Annotated in this window: 21 protein-coding genes and 1 pseudogene; 8 read left to right on the top strand and 14 right to left on the bottom strand. The window is 43.1% G+C overall.

Annotated features, from left to right (window positions below; genetic code table 11):
- Positions 1-33: 33 nt before the first annotated feature.
- Positions 34-354 (bottom strand): hypothetical protein, encoded by a 321-nt coding sequence (locus U5K31_05680; GenBank protein ID MDZ7772217.1) that lies wholly within the window; start codon positions 352-354, stop codon positions 34-36.
- A gap of 110 nt (positions 355-464) precedes the next feature.
- On the opposite strand from U5K31_05680, the gene U5K31_05675 reads away from it, so the two are divergent.
- Positions 465-1,754, top strand: a complete 1,290-nt coding sequence (locus tag U5K31_05675; GenBank protein ID MDZ7772216.1) for an IS256 family transposase — start codon at positions 465-467, stop codon at positions 1,752-1,754.
- On the opposite strand, the gene U5K31_05670 is transcribed toward U5K31_05675, so the two are convergent.
- The 6 genes and pseudogenes from U5K31_05670 to U5K31_05645 form a co-directional block, all read right to left on the bottom strand.
- Positions 1,652-2,185 carry a hypothetical protein gene (locus U5K31_05670; GenBank protein MDZ7772215.1) on the bottom strand — a complete coding sequence of 178 codons (534 nt, stop codon included), beginning with the start codon at positions 2,183-2,185 and terminating at the stop codon, positions 1,652-1,654. The genes U5K31_05675 and U5K31_05670 overlap by 103 nt on opposite strands.
- A gap of 619 nt (positions 2,186-2,804) precedes the next feature.
- Positions 2,805-3,107 (bottom strand): hypothetical protein, encoded by a 303-nt coding sequence (locus tag U5K31_05665; protein ID MDZ7772214.1) that lies wholly within the window; start codon positions 3,105-3,107, stop codon positions 2,805-2,807.
- 254 nt (positions 3,108-3,361) lie between these two features.
- On the bottom strand, positions 3,362-3,502 hold the full coding sequence (locus U5K31_05660; GenBank protein MDZ7772213.1) for a hypothetical protein: 141 nt from the start codon (positions 3,500-3,502) through the stop codon (positions 3,362-3,364).
- 131 nt (positions 3,503-3,633) lie between these two features.
- Positions 3,634-3,915: a phosphoadenosine phosphosulfate reductase family protein gene (locus U5K31_05655; protein ID MDZ7772212.1), complete on the bottom strand. Its 282-nt coding sequence runs from the start codon at positions 3,913-3,915 to the stop codon at positions 3,634-3,636.
- Between the two features lie 3,507 nt (positions 3,916-7,422).
- Positions 7,423-7,963, bottom strand: a pseudogene (locus U5K31_05650) (DUF4007 family protein).
- A 1,708-nt stretch (positions 7,964-9,671) separates the two neighbouring features.
- Positions 9,672-9,863, bottom strand: coding sequence for a hypothetical protein (locus U5K31_05645; protein MDZ7772211.1), 192 nt, complete (start codon positions 9,861-9,863; stop codon positions 9,672-9,674).
- A 1,529-nt stretch (positions 9,864-11,392) separates the two neighbouring features.
- On the opposite strand from U5K31_05645, the gene U5K31_05640 reads away from it, so the two are divergent.
- Positions 11,393-11,860 (top strand): hypothetical protein, encoded by a 468-nt coding sequence (locus tag U5K31_05640; GenBank protein ID MDZ7772210.1) that lies wholly within the window; start codon positions 11,393-11,395, stop codon positions 11,858-11,860.
- Positions 11,861-12,506: 646 nt separating this feature from the next.
- Here the strand turns inward: U5K31_05640 and U5K31_05635 are convergent.
- The gene (locus U5K31_05635) at positions 12,507-13,547 is read right to left on the bottom strand and encodes an AAA family ATPase (GenBank protein MDZ7772209.1); all 1,041 of its coding nucleotides are present in this window, start codon (positions 13,545-13,547) and stop codon (positions 12,507-12,509) included.
- A gap of 82 nt (positions 13,548-13,629) precedes the next feature.
- Between U5K31_05635 and U5K31_05630 the strand changes: the two genes are divergently transcribed.
- The 5 genes from U5K31_05630 to U5K31_05610 all read left to right on the top strand — a co-directional run bounded on the left by U5K31_05630 (position 13,630) and on the right by U5K31_05610 (position 17,727).
- Entirely contained in the window at positions 13,630-13,785 is a 156-nt protein-coding gene (locus U5K31_05630; protein MDZ7772208.1) for a hypothetical protein, read from the top strand.
- A gap of 48 nt (positions 13,786-13,833) precedes the next feature.
- Complete coding sequence (locus tag U5K31_05625) at positions 13,834-14,409, top strand: type IV toxin-antitoxin system AbiEi family antitoxin domain-containing protein (GenBank protein MDZ7772207.1); 576 nt, start codon at positions 13,834-13,836, stop codon at positions 14,407-14,409.
- 207 nt (positions 14,410-14,616) lie between these two features.
- The gene (locus tag U5K31_05620; GenBank protein MDZ7772206.1) at positions 14,617-15,930 is read left to right on the top strand and encodes an ATP-binding protein; all 1,314 of its coding nucleotides are present in this window, start codon (positions 14,617-14,619) and stop codon (positions 15,928-15,930) included.
- Entirely contained in the window at positions 15,923-16,201 is a 279-nt protein-coding gene (locus tag U5K31_05615; protein ID MDZ7772205.1) for a hypothetical protein, read from the top strand. Before U5K31_05620 ends, U5K31_05615 begins: the two co-directional genes overlap by 8 nt.
- A 560-nt stretch (positions 16,202-16,761) precedes the next feature.
- The gene (locus U5K31_05610) at positions 16,762-17,727 is read left to right on the top strand and encodes a WYL domain-containing protein (protein MDZ7772204.1); all 966 of its coding nucleotides are present in this window, start codon (positions 16,762-16,764) and stop codon (positions 17,725-17,727) included.
- A gap of 323 nt (positions 17,728-18,050) precedes the next feature.
- Here the strand turns inward: U5K31_05610 and U5K31_05605 are convergent, their stop codons facing one another.
- The 4 genes from U5K31_05605 to U5K31_05590 all read right to left on the bottom strand — a co-directional run bounded on the left by U5K31_05605 (position 18,051) and on the right by U5K31_05590 (position 20,152).
- On the bottom strand, positions 18,051-19,049 hold the full coding sequence (locus U5K31_05605; protein MDZ7772203.1) for a nucleotidyl transferase AbiEii/AbiGii toxin family protein: 999 nt from the start codon (positions 19,047-19,049) through the stop codon (positions 18,051-18,053).
- Between the two features lie 3 nt (positions 19,050-19,052).
- Positions 19,053-19,331 carry a DUF6088 family protein gene (locus tag U5K31_05600; GenBank protein ID MDZ7772202.1) on the bottom strand — a complete coding sequence of 93 codons (279 nt, stop codon included), beginning with the start codon at positions 19,329-19,331 and terminating at the stop codon, positions 19,053-19,055.
- Complete coding sequence (locus U5K31_05595) at positions 19,270-19,650, bottom strand: DUF6088 family protein (GenBank protein MDZ7772201.1); 381 nt, start codon at positions 19,648-19,650, stop codon at positions 19,270-19,272. Before U5K31_05595 ends, U5K31_05600 begins: the two co-directional genes overlap by 62 nt.
- Before the next feature lie 199 nt (positions 19,651-19,849).
- Positions 19,850-20,152 carry a HigA family addiction module antitoxin gene (locus tag U5K31_05590; protein MDZ7772200.1) on the bottom strand — a complete coding sequence of 101 codons (303 nt, stop codon included), beginning with the start codon at positions 20,150-20,152 and terminating at the stop codon, positions 19,850-19,852.
- Between the two features lie 516 nt (positions 20,153-20,668).
- Between U5K31_05590 and U5K31_05585 the strand changes: the two genes are divergently transcribed.
- Positions 20,669-20,935 carry a helix-turn-helix transcriptional regulator gene (locus tag U5K31_05585; protein ID MDZ7772199.1) on the top strand — a complete coding sequence of 89 codons (267 nt, stop codon included), beginning with the start codon at positions 20,669-20,671 and terminating at the stop codon, positions 20,933-20,935.
- A 186-nt stretch (positions 20,936-21,121) separates the two neighbouring features.
- Here U5K31_05585 and U5K31_05580 read toward each other — a convergent pair whose 3' ends face one another.
- Positions 21,122-21,646: a hypothetical protein gene (locus tag U5K31_05580; GenBank protein MDZ7772198.1), complete on the bottom strand. Its 525-nt coding sequence runs from the start codon at positions 21,644-21,646 to the stop codon at positions 21,122-21,124.
- On the bottom strand, positions 21,646-22,701 hold the full coding sequence (locus U5K31_05575) for an XRE family transcriptional regulator (GenBank protein MDZ7772197.1): 1,056 nt from the start codon (positions 22,699-22,701) through the stop codon (positions 21,646-21,648). The genes U5K31_05580 and U5K31_05575 overlap by 1 nt, the downstream gene beginning before the upstream one ends.
- Positions 22,702-22,785 lie beyond the last annotated feature (84 nt).

Below are 22,785 nucleotides of genomic sequence, written 5' to 3'. Positions count from 1 at the left end.
GCCTCGGCCAACGGCCATGGGGATCCATCGCCTTCAGCAGGACACGGTCCCGCACCGGCGGGACCACCCGTTCCACTTTCCCTTGTCCTTGGGCTTCCCCGGCCCGGCGGGGTCGATAAAACACCCGTAATGCTCGGCCATATGACGGTATAGTGGGTTGAGCACCGGATCGTACAGATCGGCTTTAAGCACCCCGCTTTTCAGGCAGTCAATGAGCAGCAACTCCGTGACTCCGCCGAAAAAGTCGAACATGTTCACATGGGAGCCCACAAAACATTTCTGATCTTGACTCCAGACAAATTCCACAAACTTGTATCGGCTCCATGCCAGGGTGGCGATAAAGGCATACACCACACGCCGGCGGGTACTTGCCCACCGAATGTGTCTTAGGTAGATAATAAGAATCTCCTTGTGTAGGTTCAGGAAGCTTCCAAACAACCCAAAACCTAACACAAGGAGATCTTATGAACTTCACCAAAGTACAATTGCAGACGCTCATTGGCAACCATATCCAACGCGAGAACGGGCTGAATGAAGTCCTGGAAATGACCCTGAACGCTCTCATGAAAGCCGAACGCCGGGAGCACCTGGCTGGTGATGACGGGGACAAGGGAAATGGCTATCGGCCAGGAAAAGTTTATGGTAACGGCAAGCTGCTGGAGCTGCGCATCCCCCGGGACCGGGACGGTAATTTTTATCCGAAGGTCCTGACGATGCTCCGGGCCCAGCAGGCCGAGACCGACCGCATGGTAAGCGCCCTGTATGGGAAGGGACTCACCCAGAGCCAGATCGGAGACGTCTTTGATGAGCTCTACGGTCGCCACTATAGTTCCTCGTCGATCTCTCGAATGATCGATTGGATGAGAGAGGAAGTTGGCGAGTGGCTGGCCCGGCCCCTGGAGGCGTACTACCCGATCGTGTTCATCGATGCGATCCACGTTAAGGTTCGCCGAGAGACGGTGTCCACAGAAGCTTTCTACGTGATCATGGGGGTGACCCCTGAGCGGCGGCGGGAGGTGCTTGGCATCGCCCACGCCCCCTCTGAGAGCGCCACAGGCTGGGGATTGCAGTTTGAAGAGCTCAAAAAGCGAGGCGTCCAAAAGATTGGCCTGATGGTTGCAGACGGGATCTCTGGTTTGGGAGATGCGTTGTCAGAAAGCTTCTCGGGTACCCCTCTTCAATGGTGCACAACCCATATTAAACGCAACGTGATGTCCCGGGTCCGATCGGAAGACAAAGACGCTCTGGCCGACGATCTGCGGGCTGTGTTCCATACCGACGATCCCGACGACGACCCCGAGGCCGGCTGGGAACGCTGGCAGGCCTTCTGCGATGAGTGGAGCCAGAAGTATTCCTACTTTAACAAGCTTCGGTCGGAAGCAAGATACCGGAATGGATTCACTTATTTGAACTACGACTACCGGATCCGTTCCATGATCTATACGACCAATTGGATCGAACGGCTCAACGGAAGTTTCCGCCGAGTGCTCAGGATGAGACTCAGCATGCCGGACGAGGAGTCCGTACTCGTACTTCTGGAACAGTCGCCCGAAACCAGCAGGCCTACGGCCGCAGACTACCCTACATGGACAAGGCGAAAACCTTATTCCCCCGGCAGGATAATTCTCCATGAAAGAGTTCTGAATAGTTACTATCCTGTTATCCTACGCAGGGAGGTCGCCAGACACACTTTTTGGGCAAGTACCCGCCGGCGAGCCTGCAGGGGATCATACAGCAGCCCCATCTTGGCGTAATCGATCTGCGTCTGCATCCCCGGCGGGGTTTCGTGGCGCCAGGTGAAGCGATGCTGGGGGCGCCAGCGCCTGGCGGCTCGTTTCAGACTGCTGTAGGAGGCTGTGATCTCCGGATAACGATGCCGGATTACCTGCCATGCCGACTTGAGCGTGAGCGGGTCCGGGCATACTTGCAGCAGCCCCAGGATCTCCTCTCGATACGGCTCAAATTGATCTGCAGCTGGCTTCCTGCGATCCGTGGAAGAGGCCAACCCCTCCAAAGCAGCCATCACCTCCGACTCCTCACCCAAGGGGGTGTCGACCTGAATACCGGCCTGTTGGGCCGACTGGATATACCGGCGAACGGTTTTGCGATCCAGCCTCAGCGTTCGGGCAATCCCGCTGATGGTTTGCCCCTGATGCCAGCGGCGGACAATTTCGTAGATGTTCATGATACCTTGCGGATTATAGCCCATGATACGTTTCGTTTTTAAAGGTTCATCTTGTTGTAGATGAAGCCCAAAAAGAACAAACCGGTGCTCGTTTCCGACAAGTGGTGATGAAGCTCGTTCAGGTGGGGAATACTATTGACCCGGGGTGGGGAATACTCGTGACCCTTGACATCATTATAAGCCTTTAAAAAATTCTTGAAGTTGGAGCTTTGTCTAATTTCTTCAATTAATTTAGAGTGATCCCTGAATTTATTTTTTGAAAATATCCATAGAAATCTCAGATAAACTGGCTACAATATGTCACACCTAATTCGCTAATAATATGACCTAAAGTGAAAACTAAAAATCAATATAATTAATATATATTTGTTATTAAAATAATTGTATATATCAAGATAATTATTTGTATGTAATAATATTGATGAGCCAATAATTAGTAGAAGGCCTGGAATAACGTTCCCGATGAAATCCAGGAAAAACTGTCGAATAAATTCTAAAAAATTCGAAATAATACATGCTCCAAGCAACTAACCAAATGAAGCCAGACTGTGCAACCTGCATAGTCTTCATCTTCTTTATCAAAGTATTCTCCTTTTTCTTCCTCGTCTAATAGGATTATTTAAGAAGTGTGTTTTTCTTTCCAGAAGATCCATTCTCTTTGTTTTCGAGATGGCGTAATTTTATCTCCTTCCTGTCGCTCAGGTTTGGCCAACTCCTCCAAGGATTCATCTTCCATCCAAGTGAACCCTTCCTTCTCATATTTCATAGCCTCTTCGAATTTATCTCTTTTATTTTCATACAACCAAACCCACTCAATTTTTTGCTGATAAAAACAGAAGAAACAACCTGATCGGGTTCGAGAATCACGTGCCTTTTTTACCATCAACCACAAACTCATCTTTTTTATAATAATCAGGTACACCAACACTGTCCTCTAGCATCTCAAAAACCTTGGTCTCGGTACTATGACCCTTTGATCTGGTGGGAGATGGCTTTTATCCAGTAAAGGAAATTCCTCTAATTGACCGAGAGGATAGGCAGTCTTTTTGAAGAAATAGAACACTGCGTAGTTGAAGGCGGTCGTATCTAAGTCGAATAAGTGATTTTGTCTTTTGGTTGAGGTTATGTTCTGGGCTAATAGGTCTTTCGACCTCTTCGATAATTCTATGCAAGTTGCTAGGCTTTACTTTTATGTCTCATAATATCGCGAAGCTGACCTTTATTATGCTCATCAAGCACTAAAGAAATGACATCAAAACTCCAGATATTCTTCTTAAAGGGGAATATCGTTTGAACATTTTCTTTGGTTGATGACATAAGCTTCACGCTCTTCATCTCCTCGAATTGCTACATATGATATAGTAGGATCATCACCAATATATTCCTCAAATGGTTTAAGTTTTAAATTTTTCGTACACCATCTTGCGAAGGAAGAAGGAAGAAAGCCATCATAATCTTTCAAATAGTAAGTCAAAAGGAGTTATTTCCTTCATCTTTTCAAAGTTTGGCTTTGCCATCCTTCGGGTTTCTACAGCTTTAAGCATTTCCACCTCTTTCCCTAGGTGAGTTTCTAAATTGTCAATGAGTTCATAGGTTTCATCTAATTCCCTACCTGTATCACAACAATAAAGATCTAGATCAATGCTAGGGAAATGCTCACTCATGTAAAGAGCTAAGGCTGCACTATCCTTTCCCCCACTAATACCGAGTACATGTCTGACATCACTCATGAGATCCAAGGTCTTCAATTATCTTTAAAAGTAGAGCTAGATTCGTTTTTCGATCTTTAGTTAGTATCTGTTTAATTTGATTAATTCTATTTAATTCTGACTCTAGTTTATCCTTCCCAAGTATAATGTTTATATCTAACGACTTGCGATTGAATGGTTGTAGTTTAAATTTAAAAGCTTCTTGTTTCTTTAGGTATACTAATTTTTTAATTCACGTAAATTGTCAAGACTCTCTATTCTTCTAAGTCTTTCCATTAATAATGGCACTTCATCATCAGCGAGCTTCTTAAGTGGCTTGTCCATTATTGCGAAAGCTATAGAGCTAATCCATTTTTCTCTATCCTCGAGAGAAGACATAATTCTCCCCTAATAATTTTTCTGGTAAGAGACTAGTTTATAAGTTTGAATATTCATACCTTGTTTGTATTTGCTTTCGATATTCTTTAAACTCGTATTCTGGTCAATTCCAACTGAATTCTAGTAGGCGGTTCTCAACTCGATTAATGAGGTCTACATAGGAATTTTTTATTTCATCTATGCACTTATCGAGTTCATATACATATTGCTTTATCGCTTTTTCAGATTTTAGCGCATCCAAGCTGGAGTAACCTAAGCACGGGAAAACTCTTGGAAAAATGCTTTCTCTGGTTCTGTTGCAGTTTTAATTGCATCGCGCAAGTTTTGGGCAGCTCTTGATATTTTAGAAGTCTTCGTCCATACTCATTCAATCCATTATATACTAGTAGAAATGGGCGTATAGTTTCTACGAAACTCTTATTCGAAAAGCTAGCATTTTCATCTTGATTTAATTGTTGCCGATATTTCGCAAATATTTTCTGCTTTACCTTACTTATATGATAAGCTTTTATTTCAAATAACTTCGGATTTCTGTATACGAGATTAATTACATCGTAGAGTTAGCTCAGGTATATAGGCCTCTTCTTGAAATAGAGCATATTCATCTTCTTTAATTATTAAATAAATGGGTACCCATAGCTCGATAAATCCCTTTTTAAGCCCAGGGGGGGGCTTTCAAGTATGTTGACGAAGTCTGTTCAGGGGCTTTTTGCCAGATTTTGTGCTATTAAAAAAATGTTCACTTTCTTCCCAAAGGTCTACTAGTCCTGAATCTTCGTCAGGCGGTTCAAATGCCGATATTGTCATTATTGTGCCCATGGATTCCGGTATTCGATAGTAAAGAAAGATATATTGTTTTTTCAGCTGGGAATGTATCCTCTTCAAATCCTAGTAAATGCTTATCTGATTCATTAATGAGCTTGTTCAGAAGTACTTTCCTTGGCTTATATATGGCAGGACTAACCTTCTGTTTATTGATTAATTCGTTATGGAAGGTAGGTGTTTTGTGGTCAATGCTATTGCAAATTTCCGATAGCTTATAGTTCAATAATTTACTGCTATTGATGTTTACACTTTTCACCATTCGATATCCAATCTATATCTCCTCGACCGGAATAAATGTTACCCAAAATTATATCATTGAGCTCTTCTATTTGAGAAGTAAGTAAATCGTTTAATTCTCGTTCGGCTACCTCATCCGATTCTATTTGGTTTATTACGTGTTTTGTTCTTTCAATTGAAAATAATTGGTCTTCAATTTCTGATGTATTATTGAAGACCGCATAAAGTATTGGCTTCTTTTGACCGTCGCTAAATTTGAGTACCTCTCTCGCATCTTTGGTTGAATACTAAGTTGATAATCCATCAATTGGTTGTTTAGGAGCTCTCTTAATTGGTTCTTCGGATAGTTTAAATTCGAAAAACCTTGGAGTCCCTTTTTCATAATACACTCTTTTTGCGGGTATATAGGGGAAATCGAAGTATCTATTCAGATAGGTGACAATGTCTTTACTTGCATCAACTTTACTGGTTGCTTTCTGAAATTCATACTCGAATGTCGAAGTCAGTACCTTCAAATAGAATAAACTGTCTTGTAAAGATCTATACCTCAGAATCTGGTTTTTCTCGAGCAGATCAATTAATCTAGTTGGCTTATAAATGCCCAAAGCAATACGTGAGTATTGTTCAATGAAAATCATTGGTCAATTGTTGCCCCCTCAGTCGCAAAAATGTTTAATAGGCCAATGATTTTGACAATCTTTTTTAGAGAGTTAATATCTTCTTCAAACCCACTTCTACACGTTCAATTGCTTTTTTAATTGCATTCCATTGAACATAATGCGGATTGTATTTTGAGGAAAGAAATGAATGATGATTGTGGATCAAATAGTCGTAAACGCACCCTAAATTATAATATGGATTTGAGGATCGATCATAATTATTAATTCCTAGAACATTCTTCAGACTGAAGAAAAGGTGAACAGTGATCTTTCATTCTGACCATAATTTTGAAGGGCTAGGGATAAAATAGCTCCTGAAATGCGGATCTAAAGGATACAGGTCCTTTGCTAGCTTTTTATCTAATTCGTTTTTAAGAGGGAAAGCTTGCGAAGCTTCAATTGCTTTAATTAATTTGGGTAAATGCAAGTATCCCAATCATGATTCCGGTCTGTTTTTAAATGCTCTCCGGCGATGTGTAATAACTGCTCGACTGGTTCATTGAAATTTAACTCTTTTAGTCGTACCCCTTACCTTATCCCATTCTTGGCGCTGTTGGGTATCTAGGCCATGTGCATAAGAATCAAATGCCTGGTGAAGAGTAGTAATGAAAAAGATGTTCTTATCTTGCTTCATTGACATACTCTGCAAGTAGTTGTACGAAGTACAGTTCTCTTCGGGATTTTCTTTTGCTGCATATTCTAAATGTTTGCCAAACTCATCGATAGCTATTATCCAAAACTTTCCTTCCTGTTTAAGTTCTGCATGCTTTTTATGGATCCAATTTAGAATATCTTTTTCGGTGCTATCTGTTTCTAAGCCGAAATGATTTGATACTTCATTGATGAGTGAGTCGTACTTCCCAACGATATAATCGAATTCAAAATCCTCAATCTCTGGGAATTGACCATTTATTGGCTCAAAATAATACGTGTCACCAATTAGGTTTTTTCTTAAGGCAATTAAGAATGAAGATTTGCCGGTACCATATGATCCAATTATGGTAAAGGAATGGGTGCCAGATTTAATATTCCCTACTAATTGATCATAAATGTGTCGAGTATTTGAAGTGACAACATAATCAAAAGACTTTGCATGTATCCCTGCTGAATATTAACTGAGGGTGGAATGTCCTTATTAACTCCTTTCATAGTAGCGGTCTAAGATTCTCCTCTTCCGAATATTCCTTATTAATTTGGAGCTCTCGTATTCCAGCATCTTCTTTATAAACAATTCCTTCAAAGGCCATCGGTTAATCCCTTGAACCATTGGACCAAGGCATCTGGATGAAGGGCAAATACATTTCCTGGACTGTCTTCATCATTCAATAATTTGTGTATCGATATAGACATTCCCGAATGATTTATTATCTAATATTGAATAGAAAAATATTTCAATCGGAAGGTTATCTCGATTGACACTATTTTTATCTTATACCAATACCCATCCAGTTACTCCTGTATTGCTGAATTTCTTGACAAGATCTAAGTCTATTAGTAATGAAGAGTAAAGGTCTTCAATATTTTTGTTGCCATCTTTAGAGTCGGGGCGAACATAGTTTTTCAAAAATACGCCTACATCCTTTTCTATAGTGTTTTCTGAGTGGGATTCATCGGTCATCGCATTTCTTCTAAAAAATTGAGGAATGCGTACTTAGTGAATTCTATTCTTTGTTTCCTAAATTGATTAAACACTAAATAATAAATATCGAGCTCATCCCCTTTCTTTTTAACTAATTGATAGTGTAATAGCCAAAGTGTTCCTAGATCTTCCAAGAATCGGTCTTTACCATCTTGACTAAATAAGTAATCAGCTAAATCATTTGGCTCATTTGAATCATCAGACAGGTCAAATGCATGCATCCAGAACCGAATGGATTTGACCATATTTTTCCAACTCCTAAGTCGATAACAGCTTCATCATCAGTATATGTATATTCAGGATTCAGACTGAAATCGTATCCTTTTTTCAACCATAAATTTCGGCATTGAAAAGATTCGTGGCCGGAAAAGCGCAGTGGATTACCCGTAATCGTACTCTATTGTTAATTATGTACAACTGATATTAAGAGTAGGGAGTGACACTAGTATGTCACCCCTATTGGAATTTTGAGAAGAATTATAGGAATTAGCCTCAACACTTATAAGATACTTCATAGGATGTAGGCTTTCAGGAATTTTTATACTAAGCAAGATCTCTAAAATACTCCTCAGTTTCTTTCTGCCGTTACAATGAATCTAGCACCCCTTCATTCCTCTGGTCGTTAATGTTCGGTAAGTATTTTTAATTATTCTGTCAGCAATCTTCGCTGCTTTTTCAGGATTCTCTTTCCTGATAGTTTTTAATCCGCGTATTGATGAATCATAGTTATATCTGGCATGAGGTTGGTAATTTCTTCTCCGTCTCTTACTATCAAATCTGGGCCAATAATGACGCCTACCATCTCCAGCTCCAATCCCTGGCAAGTATAAATGCATCCAATTTGTTCGATCGATCCATCTTCGATCTAGCCATTCTTGTCCATGATCTTCCAAGTTCCATTGCTTGCTAAAGCCATGCTCTGGAATCACAATATCCATCGCATTTTTATTCTTTTTGCTTTTCCAGGGCCAGCAATATGCAGCTACCACCCGGGATTTATCATTGATTTTGTTTTTTTCCTTAATGGTTTCGATAACTTCGTCGGTGATGAGTACACTCGGAAATCATAATCAATGTCAGTCAGATCGGTATTTGCAGTTTCTCTGATTTGCAAAGCATCGTCAATCCATGCCAGATATCCCCGAGAGCCGTAATCGGAACTGGGACTCCAGCTCTGTTTCGATTACATGCGCTTCAAAATAGTCTGCCATTTTCTGATTACTTCTTTCTCACCGATATCGTCAATATGGATCCTTTGGTCCTCGTCTAAAAAGAAGACAGAAACCTGTGAGGCATTGATCAATTCTTTTATCTGATTTTCGCCTTGGTTTTTGTAGAAACCCGACTGTTAGTAGACCGGTGCGCTTCATCGACAATCAAGGCATCGAACGTTTCGGGATACGTATCGATGAACTCTCCTGAGCTCCTGAAAAGATTATCTATGTGGGAATCTTTCATCTCTTCCAGCTTAAATATGATTTATAAACTCGTCTCGGGGCAGAATTTTTTGGTGACATAACTGGTCACAAAGTCTTTAGCAGTCAGTTTTACGAGCAGATTTACGGCGATTACTGATTCTCCGGTACGGGACCTCCTTCAACAATAATCACCTTTTTTGATCTTCGGACCGGTTTTGAACGACCTCCATCCTCAAATGCCACCTTCTGCTCATCAATCGCAGTGATAAATTTGTTCGTTCCGCAGCGTGGACTGTAAACTGTCCGCCAACCTTTTCAACAATGTTTATCTTCTCAATGCGATAGAGATTTTTGATTGATCTCCGTACTTCACATGATTCTTAATGAAATCGCGGAGCTTTACCATATCCCTTCTTTGAACAGTGGCTTTTTCTAAATGATCATGATAAAAGGGATGGTCCAGGTTATGTACGCCGGTGTAGTTATGGAGATAAGCACAAGGTTTAAGGGTAATGTTTTCAGCGTATACAGCCTCATTAAATCCTTTAAGCAATGCTGCGTATGACCATGCCTGATAGGAAGGATGGCTAACATGCCGGTTGCCACCGCCGATAAATGTGCTTACGATTCCATATCCAACCTGGTTTTTTCAGCGGTTTCCATTTGCTTCAGCTCTACGATAATTGCATGGTCAACTTTTTCTTCATTTTGTCCGCCAATAATGAAATCGATGCGCTTGGAGGATTGTGGTCTGTAGTTCAATACATATGCCGGAGTCCACGGAATACCATCATCATTGAGTACGGTATACATGTCTGGAGAGAATTTTCCACGATCTCTTCAGATTTTGGGACCCTGCGCTTAAGCCTGGCCTCATACTTGACGGAAATCTCATCTTCGATGACACCCGCTTCAACGTCTGAAGTAAAGCCCTCTTTCGTAGACTGGTATACGATAAGCGTAGGTCGGTATACTTTTTAGAGGTCCCCTTTGCCTTCTCTACCGGATATTTTTCTTCGTTTAATTCCAGCTTCTTCCTTTGCTACTTCAACCAGGTCCAGATCATATTTTGAGGCTAATAGTAATAAGTACAGAAGAGCGTCACGATTTAATGCTTCAGCTTTTGCAGTGTCTCTTTATCTAGTTTGAAGCTTATCATCAGCTCTCATCCACTGAAAGATTTCCGTTACTTCACCAGCTTCTACCGATAAAGCCATCGCGATATTTTTAGGCGAATGGAACTGTTCCCAGTCGCGCTCTTGGTTGAATTTCTCAGTCTGACCTTAGTTGTTCAATTTTATCCATTTGTTACTTCCTGATTTATTTAACGAAAAGAATATTTGAATCCATAAGAACAATGAATATAATGTAGACTTCAGCGGAAAGTCGTCCGGTTAACTAAGCTCTCTTCCGGAACATTTTACCGATTTTTCCATGACATTCGTTTTAAGAAAGTAAACTATTAACACCTGTTTCCACCGTCGGATACGTAGTGATGATCTACCTCTCACTATTAGGTGAATATGATGAGTTCGTTCGTTGATCGTCAGCAACCGATTGCATCGCTAAACTCGAGGTATTGTGCTTGGCTTTGGTATCAACGAAGGTGGTATGGGCCACCTTGCTTCGGGAATCTAGGGAATAGCGATGGGGGCTGACGGCTGAGGGTGAACGTAAATTTAAGTCAGGTTCTCTGAAAGGTGTGTATAAAACGCACCTGGACCAACTGCTCCAGTAGGTAATACTTAGGACCGATGGTTACCTTTGTGGGGGGCAACATTTTTCTAAAATGAATCTTTGAGAACCACTTCCATGAGCCATGAAAGAATACTCCTCAGTCTTCATGATAACCGTGTATGGTCAGAATGTTGAAGTGCACCCTTGCTGGCAAGCTATGTGTTCAAATCCATAAAAAATTTTTATAGTACTTATAATATTGACCACTAACGGCTTGCAGGTAATAGTAAATCTTTAGCCGTAGGCTAGTGAAGAATTCCCTGTATTTATTCTTACAATATTGCATTCTATTTTACTAAATATACGTAATTTAGATGCATCCTGAGGAAGCGCTAAAAAGATAATAGTATAAAAACAAGAAGACGATAAATGTCCTCATTTGAAGAAATAGGATTTTATGAAGAGGTAGCCGGTACGAATTTACTAATGCCAATTGTAAAATTGAGTATTCTTGAAGATGAATCAAATACTCTAAAGAAGAGACTTGATAGGATTTAAAAAATTTAAAAAAATTCAAAATCAATATCGTCAATATCCAGATTTCCAAAAGAATATATCTTCAGCAGTTAATAAATTTTATTTACCAATAATGGGGCACCTAACAGATGGGGTTCAAGTTCAGCAAGACTGAATATGATAATAAAGATTATATTGCCGCACACCGTAACTTTAATCGAGTATCATATTATGATAACAAGGTAACCTTTATAGATCCATATGTTCCCATAGAATCTGGTACTCATATTTTCGGAGGTTTATATAAAATTATAGAGGTAGATCCTTCATTTCAGGTTTCTGGGTTAAATTACAAAAAGCCTAAGAAAATTTATAAAAGAGGTAAAACATCTAAGGGTAATCAGAATCAATATTTATTTCTTTTTGATGTTGAAACAAACGGATTACCCCAAAAATGGGATGCTAATGTAGAAGATATTGATAATTGGCCAAGGTTAGTCCAGTTAGCATGGATTTTATGCAATTCTGAAGGAGAAATTATCTATCAAAAAGATTCAATAGTGAAACCTGATGGATTTAAAGTTTCACATGAATCAACAATGCCATGGCATAAGTAATGAATATTCTGAGGTTCATGGAATTGATTTAAAAAATGTTTTGATGAATTTTAGTGGTCTTATGATTGCAGACTGTCTGGTTGCACATAACTTAAATTTTGATAAAAAGGTTTTAGGAGCTGAGTATGAGTCTTTGGCAAAAATCCATTATCAAAAATCGAGGGTATTTGTACGATGGTAGAATCAACTGAGTATTGTTCTATCACAACCGGGAGATGGGATACGATGGTAAGACTGAAGAGATTGTATTATACGCTTCAGATCAGATTTGGACAGAGCCAATGCAAAATCCGATGTTAAGGCGACTGCTAAATGCTTTTGGGAGTTGAAGAAGAGAGGTGTTATATGATATCAGTAAAAGCAATTGGAGTTGTCTATTATTTCCTTCGCCTTGATTCAATTTAGTTTTCTTTTCACGCTGAGCCTCAAAAATTTTATCAATAATGGAATTGAGCCCCTCCTATTTTCTGATACTGAGCAGCCCGGTAGTTTTCGAAGAAAATTTTTCTTGAGTTCCGTCACGTATGAATGAATGATTCTCGAAGAACGCTATCTTTCCTTGAGTCGGTGGTCAAGCTCCAACTATGCTAGATAAGCCGAAGCTTCACTCAGAATCTCATTGGCAAGTTCCACCACGCTCATTTATCTACTTGGCAAACCCAATGGATTTTGATTGGTATTCTCCTGCAAATTCTCCGGAATTACAAATTTCCGCGATGGTCATCGGTTTTTCCGGGTAGATCTCTCGCCCGAGGAGTTCGGCTACATCCTTTGCTCTCCCCGGCTCCAGTTTGGTGAATTCATGCATCCCTTTCAGCCTCCCATTCCGGCAGAGTGCCTTGTCGATATTTCTCAATTCTGTGTTAAAGGTGCAAATGATTTTCAGGTTCAGGAAATCGGCCAGGAATCCGTCGGTCATGTTCAGCAGGTTGGATACGGCGTTGGAGTTGTCGGCCTGCCTCTCCATGATGACCGATTCGGCATCCTCTATCACCAGGATGGAGTCCGGGTAGTCCATCAGCAGGGAAATCAGGTTGGGGGAGGTCAGGTCCTCGGTTAGGGAAGGGGAGAGGAACAGGGCCTTCTTGTCTGTTTCGCTCAGCACTTCCTTGATGAACGTGGTTTTGCCGGTGCCGGGCTCGCCGTGCAGCAGGTAGAGTCCGCTCCCGTTGCTCTGCTGCAGTTCCCGGATCATCCGGTGATAGAGCTCCTGCGTAGCCTCATCCAGGTAGCGGATGATGGATTGCTCGGGTGGATTGAAGTTGAACGATTTTACCTCGAGGCGGCCGCTGGCCTGCCTGATGATCCCGATGCTGTGAGGGGAGATCTGCGGGGCGATCCGGTAAAATCGCTCCTGGATCTCTTCCAGCAGTTTGGGATCGGTGGTCGTATCGTAGAGCAGTTTTGCCTTCCGGTCGTAGGGATTGCAGAGGGTGATGCTCCCCTTCAGGTGCAGGAACAGGTAGGTTTTCTTTTTCCCGTCGGCGCTGATGTATTCTTTTTCGATCTCGTCGCCCTCCTCCCAGTGGTAGGTGTTTCGGCAGTACCGGTAGATTTTCTCCCATCCCACAGAATCGTAATCGGAGATGGATATCACGTTGGGGAACCGGCCGGTCTTGTAGTAGTGATACAATATTCCGGGTCCTCCCAGGTATCTGCCGAGTTCTATCAAATAGCTGCTTTTCATAGGCCTTTCTTCTTGGTTCGGATTGCTGTGTTTGCAATCTAAAGGCTCAAACCGTACCCTACATACGGTTTACTTTTTTCTTATGCCCCTGAACAAAAACGCATACCTGAGGTACCAGGTCATCGACGAGTGCCTGCGCAAAAAGTCGATGGCGTTTCCCTCCACCGAAAAGCTGCTGGAGGAGATCGAGCGGCTCTACCTTGCTTCAGCAATTGCCGCAACTTGCCGATTTGGATAAAAACCTTTACACTTATTATTAACTGTAAAGTAAGTTATCCAAGCGGGAATGTCTGTCTCCGACCAAAAGATCAAGGAAGCCGTGGCTCTGTTTAAAGAACATGGGGGAATCATGCGTACCTCGGAGGCGCTGGATGAAGGGATTCACAGTCGCACGCTGTATTGGATGCGAGACCATGGATATCTCAACCGACTTGAACGCGGTGTTTATCAGCTTGAAGATAAGGGACCGCTATCTAATCCCGATCTGGCTGTAGTTGGCACCAAGATACCTGATGCAATAGTTTGCCTGATTTCTGCACTCGATTTTCATGATATGACTACTGAGATTCCCCACCGGGTGCATATAGCACTTCCTCGCAGGCACTGGAAGCCGAAGCTGGACTATCCTCCCATACAAGTGTACCGGTTTTCAGGAAAGAGTCTGACTGAGGGAATAGAAAATCATGAAATTGATGGGGTGGAGATCCAGGTATATGATCCGGCTAAAACCATTGCCGATTGTTTTAAATTTCGCAATAAAATCGGGCTGGAAATTGCACTGGAGGCGCTTAAAAGAGGACTCAAAGAAGGAAAAGGCCACCTACTCCGATATTCTGAAGTATGCCGATATTTGTCGGGTTGAGAGCGTAATTCGACCATATCTGGAAACCATAGCTCATGACACGTAATAGGAAAAATGTAGCTCAGTCTGTTCATCAACGGTTGTTGAATAGAGCAAGGGAGACAAAACGCCCTGTCAACCAATAAGGATATAAAAACTGCAATATGGAAATAATTTATCTATATTATGCATTCACACTGCAAATATAGCACATAAAATTGCAGAAATATGATTTTGGAATTCAGCTTTTCGAATTTTGGACCGGTCCATGACAGGGTGACCTTGTCTTTTGAAGCAACGAACGATGATACGCTGGGAAGCTACTACATCACCAAACTGCCGGACGGGACCCGTGTGTTAAAACTGGGAATAATTTACGGTCCTAATGCCTCCGGCAAGACCAATATACTCAATGCCCTCCAAATGCTGCGGGATCTGGTGCTGAAACCGCTGGATCAAAAAACAGATCCTATCAGATACCACAAGCATAAGTTGGGAACGGCTGTTGAAGAGGATACCCGTTTTAATCTGACCTTTTATCTCGACGAGATAAAATATGACTATGACATCGTGTTTAATAATCAATTCATCAGAAGGGAGGTCCTGAACTATTATCCCAAAAATAAGAAAGCCCTTTTCTACGAGCGGGAGTATGATGGCAAGGTCAGTACCATCGAATTCGGCAGTACGCTTGAGAATATTCAAGCGCAGGATACCAGAAACCTGGAAGCCAATACTATTAAAAATGTGACGGTAATGGGAGCGTATTCAAAAACCAATGTTTCTATTCCGATCCTTGATTCACTGATTGGTTGGTTTGACAATAATTTCTTGCCCATTATTTCGCCGGAAGACAAAGAAAATTTATTTAGCTGGACCAGCGGAATTATCGATAGAGGTGTAATACAAAAGAAACAGGTTGTTGAATTTTTAAAGAATGCCGATCTGAATATAACGGACCTGAATATCGTTGAAGATGAGATTTCTATTAGCGATCAGATGTTGGAGAAGATCGAACAAATGCCTATTCCCGATGAAGCAAAGAGAGAAATAAAGGAACGAAAGAAACTGAAATCACTGGATGTGGAGTTTCTGCACGAATTTAAAGGACAGGGATCAGAAAAATTAACCATGACACTTCCTAAAGAGGAGGAGTCGAATGGCACCCGCAGGTATTTCCAGTTGGTGGGTCCCCTTCTGATGGCTTTAAAAAGCAATTCATTCCTGTTTATTGATGAGATAGAAACTTCTCTGCATCCAGATCTTCTTGAGCAGTTAGTCGTCAATTTCCTGGAAAACTCGGATTTTGCCCAGCTGTTATTTACAACACACAATATATCTCTGCTGACCCGAAGAGATATTCTTCGGAATGATGCTATCTGGTTCACGGAAAAAAATGAAAAGGGAGCAACGGATCTGTTTTCTTTATCCGATTTTAAATCAGATAAAATCAGAAAAACCAGTTCTATATTCAATGCCTATGATTTGGGAAAGTTAGGAGCAAAACCCAAAACCAAACCTGTTACATTTACCGATGGCTAGGAAAACAGGGGGGAGACGTCTCAAGAAATCCATCGCCATCGTAGGAGATGGATACGTGGAGCACTATTATTTCCAGAATATGAGGGATCATGAGGAAGATGAACTAAGATGGATTGATGTTTTACCTAGGTTACCTGAAGCGACAGGAAGCTTTGACAAAGCCATCAATAAAGCCATTGAATTGGTCGAAAGGGGCGTGGATCAGGCATTTGCCGTTATTGACATGGACAAAATATTGTCAGATGGGAAAGAGGATGCATTGAAGATCTAAAAAAGAAGAAATCGCCAAAATAAATAATAAATATGCAGGTAAAGTCTCTTTGTGCTATTGTAATCCCTGTTTTGAATATTGGTTCCTTTTACATTTTAAATATACTGCCAAACATTTTGCGGACTGCACCGAAGTAGAGAGGGAGTTAGGAAATGAACTTACGGGATATAGAAAGACTCAGGAATATCATTCCACGTAATGATTTGTATGGCTACATTGAGAGATAGATTGGAAGAGGCAATGGAACATGGGGAAAAGTCAGTTGAAGATTATAAAAAGGCTAATAGTGATTCCCATCCTATTAGTACGGTACAAAAGATATTTTTTGAGCTCAGGATCGGTACGACTTATTAATAAATCGGGGAGTGTAAACTGAACGCTGTTTGTTGGGTGATCACTGATCATAGGGAATCCGTGTGGCTATTTCGGTCATATGGTGCCACTCCGTGGCAGATACAGCGGCAACCGGACCCCGAATCGAATGGCCAGCTACAAAGTCCTTAAGAGAAGGTAAGGACTTTGCATTTACGTGGGATCCCAATGAAGGCTGGAAATAAAATATGCCCCTGAACAAAAACGCATACCTGAGGTACCAGGTCATCGACGAGTGCCTGCGCAAAAAGTCGATGGCGTATCCCTCCACCGAAAAGCTGCTGGAGGAGATCGAGCGGCTGCTGGATCAGCGCATCTCAAGGGAGACCCTGCAGAAGGACATCCACGAGATGAAGTACTCCGAGGACCTGGAGTTCCGGGCGCCCATCCGATACTCGCGCGCCCGCAACGGGTACTACTACGAGGATAAGGACTATACCATCAAGGCTTTTCCGGTGGACTACGGGGAGATGGAGGCGGCCGAGTTTGCCCTGGCGCTGCTGGACCAGAGCGGGGCGCTGCCGTACCTGAACCGCTTCCGGAATTTTGTGGAGAAGGCGCTGACCTTTTCCAGGATTGAAAGTCGGCTGCAGGGGGAGCTGTCCAGGTACGTCCAGTTTGACCAGCCGGCGCCGGTTGAGGGGCTGCAGTGGATTGAGCCCCTGGTTGATGCCATCGAGCTGCGGCAGGTGGTGGACATCTCCTACCGGGCGATCCGCAGCGACCGCCCGAAGCGGCGGTTGATTCACCCCTACCTGTTGAAGGAGTACGACGACCGGTGGTACGTCTATGCCTACGACGAGCTGACCGGGGAGGAGCGGATATTTGGACTGGATCGCATCCGGCGGCTGGAGGTGGAGGAGGACGCGGATTTCCGCTATTTCACGGGGGACCGCGAGGAGGTGTTCCGGCACACCATCGGGATCAGCCGTTTCGTGGGCGATCCCGAGGAGATTGTGCTGAAGTTCTATTACCCGCAGTCGGAGTACGTGCTGTCGAAACCCATCCATGAGTCCCAGGAGGTGGTCGAAAGGGGAGAGGATACGGTAACCGTGCGGCTTTTTGTGCGGATTAACTACGAGCTGAAGGCCCTGGTGAGGAGCTACGGGGACAGGGTGAAGGTGGTCAGGCCGGAGGGGTTGGGGGCGTCCTGATATGTGTCAGCTAAGATTTTGTCTATTAGGCTGGTCATTGGGCGCGGAAATCGCGATGCCTACTCCCCCTACTTTTAGGCTAATTTTTGGGGGCTTATTTTTGTGAAAGTTTCACAATTCCTTGCCGCCACATATGTCATTACAAGCTGTTACGGTCATTTGAGAATTCAATAATTGTGACAGAATCACAAATTTACGGCAGGGGAATTTGCCCGAAATAGGAGGTCCAATTCCGAAAAATTTATGCACACCACGTTTGTAGTATATAAGCCAAAGTTGTGAAATCACTTCATCAACTTCTCCACCAATCATCACAAACTATTTTATGGATTGAATTTCAATTCATTGATTCTCTCTGTAAGCTCTTTCATCCGACCAAGTAAAGCATCAAAGGGAAGGGCATCCCCGTAAATCATACTTTCCCGCATTTCCCGGTAGTCCCGTTCCCACTCTTTTCTTGTTGCTTCGGGCGGTATGAGATTGACAGAGCCGGGCCAATGGCTGTCATAATTTATTCCCCTCATCCCGATAAGATTGCGCCGGTGGTTGATGATATCCCGATACAATGATTCATCATCCAATGCCTGTTTCGCATGTTCGGAATCCATCATTTTCTCAATATCGTAAAGATGTCTGCTCAGCCGTTCCGCTCTGAGCTCACCAGGATTTTTCTGAAACTCTTCATGCAGCAGGAAGACCTTTTCCAGGAATGTTCTTTTGGGTAATACGCAGGGGATAGCGACACCCTCGTTTTCGATATCCAGCTTTGGCAATTCCGGCCCTATTAACGGATAAAGTTCTTGCTCTTCCTTCGGCTCGAAGAGCGAACGTGCGCTGACTTCTACAAGAACTCTCGTGGGCAAATAATCCAGTTCTTCCGTTACGGCAGGATAAATGATTTCGATCTGCGACGGATCGGCGTCCGAATGTTCATGCGGCTGAACGTTTACATCTACCTCTGTATAGGTGTTAAGCTTTTCGTATAAATCGGGCGCAAGTTTCTCTTTGACGAAAGAACGGATGGTTTTTCGGAGTCTGGTAATTTGACTGCTTCCCAACTCCCCTTCGAAGCCGAACTGCCTGCGATCGATGGCAAGATCCACATCTTCAGAAAAGCGTTCGATCAAATTCCATCCCTTGCTTAACGAAGTTCCGCCTTTAAATACCAAGTGATCAGCAAATGGCAGATCAAAAACAGACTTGAGTGTCAATGTAACCCACCAGTCTTTCTCGATGGCTACCGAGGGCAATCCCTCCCGGGCTGCTACCTGATCGAATACCTGTTTTTTACGTTCATCTGGCAGATCGAACCATTTGTCCATAGCTTATTCCATTGCATTGAGCATGATCTTTCGTATCCATGCCGGTGCGAGTTTGGCATCGTGTTTCACTGTTTCAGGATCTTCTTTTTCGAGCAGTTCCTCAATTTTAGCTAACTGGCGATCCGTTGCATTTCCCTTACCGATCTCACGCAATCCTTGGATAACCAAACCGCATATTTTGCCTTTCACCGCCAGGTTTTTGGGAACAGTTCGCTTGAACTTAATCTTTCGGTTGCCGACCTGAATGCTTCTCGGGGAACCGTCTGTTAAGTACGACGGCATTCATCGGTACCTGGCTGGTAAGCCCCAGTTTGTTCAGCGCCAGCGTACCGGCAGGCAATATTTTCGCCTTGTCTCTATTGGCGATAGCTCGGGCAATCCTATCTATGGATGGATGGAGTGTTCCGAGCTGGGGGTCTTTTTCGGGATACAGATAAATACCATGCGCCAGACGTTCAAGCACCCCGTCCTTTTCAAGACGAACTAATGCCTGACGGATCGCCTCATTGGATCCCAGTTCCATGATATCGTCTGGAAAAAAGATTGTACCTTTGCCACTGGATTTCAGCTTCTCATGTATTTGGTCTTTAATCGAGCTCATACAACGAAATTAATTTGTCACAAATTTAGTAAATATTTGTGACAACAATTAACCATAATATTAGCTTCTCTCTATTCGATATTTGGCGTGGAATCCGGAAAAATCACCTGAAAACGGAAGTCTCGTATCACTAGGTTCTTGCGATCCGCGCATGGAGCAGACAAGCCAAAGGAATAATAGTGACCGACGCGATGCCGGGCTAAGCAACTACCGGCTTGATTTTTTCTTTCAGGCCGGGGTCGCTCTCATCCCGGGCCTTTTCCAGCTCGTACCGGGCCTGAAGTCGTAGCCACATTTCCGGGCTTGTTTCCAAAGCCAGGGAAAACCGGATAGCCGTGTCCCCCGTGATACTTCTCTTCCCGCGCACGATTTCATTGACCCGGTTGGCTGGTACGTCAATGCTTCGGGCAAAGGCCCGTTGGGAAATATTCATCGGATCAAGGAATTCCTCTTTCAGTATTTCACCGGGATGAATGGGCGGTATGTAGGGTTTGTCCGTCATAAGAAATTTGTGTATTCAAACAATTTCATGCCGTTACATGTTATGTAACGCATAACAATTATGCAATGCGTTAGCCTCCATCCCGACGGTTTTCCATAACATGCTGAGGAATGGATTTCAGTAAATTGGATGGGAGGAGGGTTAAATTCAAAAATGCTTTGAATACATTACTCGGAATAAATGCAAGCGAATAATTTTGACAATTGTATGTGTATGACATAACATAAATATTAAGTATAAGTTATATGTTATATCGTTGGGATTTGTAGCATCCCGAATATTAGCGATCGGATTCAGCTTCCAAAAAGCACTGGAGAAAGTATGATACGGACTGACGCAGAATACAAAAGAGCTTTGGAACGCCTTGATAATGATTTAGAAACCATCAAAAAACAGAAAGAGAACTTTGTTCGAGATGGAATTGAGCCCGGAGGAATTAGACTGGGCTATGCAGCCCTTGCTTCTTGTCCATGAACAGCTGAAGGAAGAGGTAGAAGCCTACGAGCATATGAAAAGATGGAGAACTGGGGACCTTACATCACTCTGCCAAGTATCGGGCGTTGGTTGATTGGCCTGCGAATTGCCAAGGGCTGGACGCAGGAAGAGCTGGCGAATCGATTAGGGGTCTCCCAGGCCCAGGTTTCCCGTGATGAGAATAATGAATACCATGGTATTTCTGTCGAAAAGGCTCAAAAAATCCTGGACGTATTTAATGCCAGGTTTTCCATGGAAATAGAAGATCCCTTGAGCTTTGATGAGCGTTCGGAGTTGGAGTATGCGTAGAAATAGCTTGGGTAGTTTGCACTTAGATGGTGGAACTGGCTGCCCAGGTGGCGAGAAACCTCCAAAAAGAGGACCTGAGGCAATACGCTGGGGAAAATTAATTGACGTCAATCATTCGTTTGATCAGTTTAACTTTACCTCAGACTCCAGAATACTCTCCTTTACCGACGTTGAGATCGAAAGGTGTCACCTTTTTTGGGTTTGGGGATTCCATTTCTTTTTTAGCCACTCAAAGGATTCGTATAGCTTGGTATTGGAACGGTAGTGTGAATTGGTGTCAAAAATGTGTTGCAGCTTCAAGATGAGGTCTTTTGGTTTAATGAGTTCTTCCTCATAGATTTGATCAAAAATCCACAGGAGTCCGTGTGTCTTGATGTCGTGGCGTTTGGCCATCTTCCGCAGTACGCCATCACTGGTGAGCAAGATATCGTTGCTTTTTTCTGCAAGGTGCCAAACCGATAGATCCGCAATGGACAGGGAGGTTGAGAGATTTCTCTCTTTAGCTGCTCCTACGAAATCCTCGGAGATTTTAATAATTCTCAAACGGTCACTATCCACCCACTCAGATAGCACTTTTCTCTGCTCACTCTCCAATTCCATCCATACCTGGTAGGAGGTTACTACCTCAATGGAGAGGTGAAAGAAGGCTTCGCAAGCATTGCACTCCAGCAGATCGATGAATATGCAGGCGTCTGTGACAACTATGCGCATCAGCCAAGAAGAAAAGATTTTCTGAATTCGCTCACCCTTAAATTCTTTAAGGCCGCTGCTTTGGAAATGGTGATGTACTCTTCTGCAAGCGCCTGTCCCAAGAGCTGATCAAATCGTAGAGTTACTTCCTCTCCCTCATAAGTGGCAATATCTGATTCGTCCTTTTTCATCCCCTGGGAATTAATGAATTTGAAGAATTCAGCCATTACGGCTTGGCTGATGATCCCCAGTTCCTTGAAACGGTACATGATGGCCTGCATGGAAATGCCGTACTGCTTCTTAAGGGATTTCAGCTCCTGCAGAGAGATGTGACTGCGCTTGAGTCCGATCTCGGATTCAATCGCGCGTTTGTCCAGGAGCAAAGCTCCTGCAAAGTGGTGGCACAATTTTTCCTGCTCGTTGGATTTGAACGATTCAAGATTCAGCAGCAAATGACCAAGCTCATGCAGTGCAGTAAAGCGGTAACGATCAAGATGCTCCCGTCTATTACTGTTCAGCCCTATAACCGGAATGGCATCATTGATCCAGGTTGAAAATCCGTCAATTGATTCATCTCCCTCCAGTTCAACTATCTTAATGCCCTGGTCCTCAAGTAATTCGAGGACATTATACAGTGGGTCAGTTCCGAGATCCCATGCATGTCGAAGTTGCTGGGCGGCTTGTTCCACATCCTCTTTCTTATCTATGGAAATATCGATCAACGGATTTTCGACCTTGGGCTGCTTGCCGATGATCTGTTCCAGTTCCAGGTACCGCTCCAGAAAGTCCCGGGCAGTTTCTATTATCCTGTTTTGCTCCTTTTTGCTGAGCTTTGAAAGCTTTCGAAAAGCCACCTCTTTGATCTCTACTGCATGATCCCGGTAGAAATAATCCGGTTTTAAGTCCAGGGCATCGGCCAGCTCCTGAACCATTACATTGTCCGGTACTACTTTTCCTTTCTCATATTTATGCAGGGCTTGACGGCTGATCTTGTTGTCCATGTGGTCGGAAAGATCCTGTAAAGAGAGCCCTCTCATCAGGCGTGCGTGTTTAATTCGTTGGGCAATAGGAGGCATGGCTAGCTGACTTAATGGTTGGTTTACAAAATACTATTTTAAATGTATATATGTCAACTAAATGCGCAGGTATTTACTTGCCGT

It is taken from the genome of Balneolaceae bacterium, assembly GCA_034521445.1.
GTDB lineage: Bacteria > Bacteroidota > Rhodothermia > Balneolales > Balneolaceae > JAXHMM01.
This window is presented reverse-complemented; position numbering and strand designations above follow the sequence as displayed.

What these genes read in the sequence shown, in the direction of transcription:
- U5K31_05675 (MDZ7772216.1), top strand. Translation starts at nt 465, where the DNA reads ATGAACTTCACCAAAGTACAATTGCAGACGCTCATTGGCAACCATATC.
- U5K31_05670 (MDZ7772215.1), bottom strand. Translation starts at nt 2,185, where the DNA reads ATGAACATCTACGAAATTGTCCGCCGCTGGCATCAGGGGCAAACCATC.
- U5K31_05660 (MDZ7772213.1), bottom strand. Translation starts at nt 3,502, where the DNA reads ATGTCATCAACCAAAGAAAATGTTCAAACGATATTCCCCTTTAAGAAG.
- U5K31_05655 (MDZ7772212.1), bottom strand. Translation starts at nt 3,915, where the DNA reads ATGAGTGATGTCAGACATGTACTCGGTATTAGTGGGGGAAAGGATAGT.
- U5K31_05645 (MDZ7772211.1), bottom strand. Translation starts at nt 9,863, where the DNA reads ATGTATACCGTACTCAATGATGATGGTATTCCGTGGACTCCGGCATAT.
- U5K31_05640 (MDZ7772210.1), top strand. Translation starts at nt 11,393, where the DNA reads ATGGGGTTCAAGTTCAGCAAGACTGAATATGATAATAAAGATTATATT.
- U5K31_05635 (MDZ7772209.1), bottom strand. Translation starts at nt 13,547, where the DNA reads ATGAAAAGCAGCTATTTGATAGAACTCGGCAGATACCTGGGAGGACCC.
- U5K31_05630 (MDZ7772208.1), top strand. Translation starts at nt 13,630, where the DNA reads ATGCCCCTGAACAAAAACGCATACCTGAGGTACCAGGTCATCGACGAG.
- U5K31_05625 (MDZ7772207.1), top strand. Translation starts at nt 13,834, where the DNA reads ATGTCTGTCTCCGACCAAAAGATCAAGGAAGCCGTGGCTCTGTTTAAA.
- U5K31_05620 (MDZ7772206.1), top strand. Translation starts at nt 14,617, where the DNA reads ATGATTTTGGAATTCAGCTTTTCGAATTTTGGACCGGTCCATGACAGG.
- U5K31_05615 (MDZ7772205.1), top strand. Translation starts at nt 15,923, where the DNA reads ATGGCTAGGAAAACAGGGGGGAGACGTCTCAAGAAATCCATCGCCATC.
- U5K31_05610 (MDZ7772204.1), top strand. Translation starts at nt 16,762, where the DNA reads ATGCCCCTGAACAAAAACGCATACCTGAGGTACCAGGTCATCGACGAG.
- U5K31_05605 (MDZ7772203.1), bottom strand. Translation starts at nt 19,049, where the DNA reads ATGGACAAATGGTTCGATCTGCCAGATGAACGTAAAAAACAGGTATTC.
- U5K31_05600 (MDZ7772202.1), bottom strand. Translation starts at nt 19,331, where the DNA reads ATGCCGTCGTACTTAACAGACGGTTCCCCGAGAAGCATTCAGGTCGGC.
- U5K31_05595 (MDZ7772201.1), bottom strand. Translation starts at nt 19,650, where the DNA reads ATGAGCTCGATTAAAGACCAAATACATGAGAAGCTGAAATCCAGTGGC.
- U5K31_05590 (MDZ7772200.1), bottom strand. Translation starts at nt 20,152, where the DNA reads ATGACGGACAAACCCTACATACCGCCCATTCATCCCGGTGAAATACTG.
- U5K31_05585 (MDZ7772199.1), top strand. Translation starts at nt 20,669, where the DNA reads ATGGAGAACTGGGGACCTTACATCACTCTGCCAAGTATCGGGCGTTGG.
- U5K31_05580 (MDZ7772198.1), bottom strand. Translation starts at nt 21,646, where the DNA reads ATGCGCATAGTTGTCACAGACGCCTGCATATTCATCGATCTGCTGGAG.
- U5K31_05575 (MDZ7772197.1), bottom strand. Translation starts at nt 22,701, where the DNA reads ATGCCTCCTATTGCCCAACGAATTAAACACGCACGCCTGATGAGAGGG.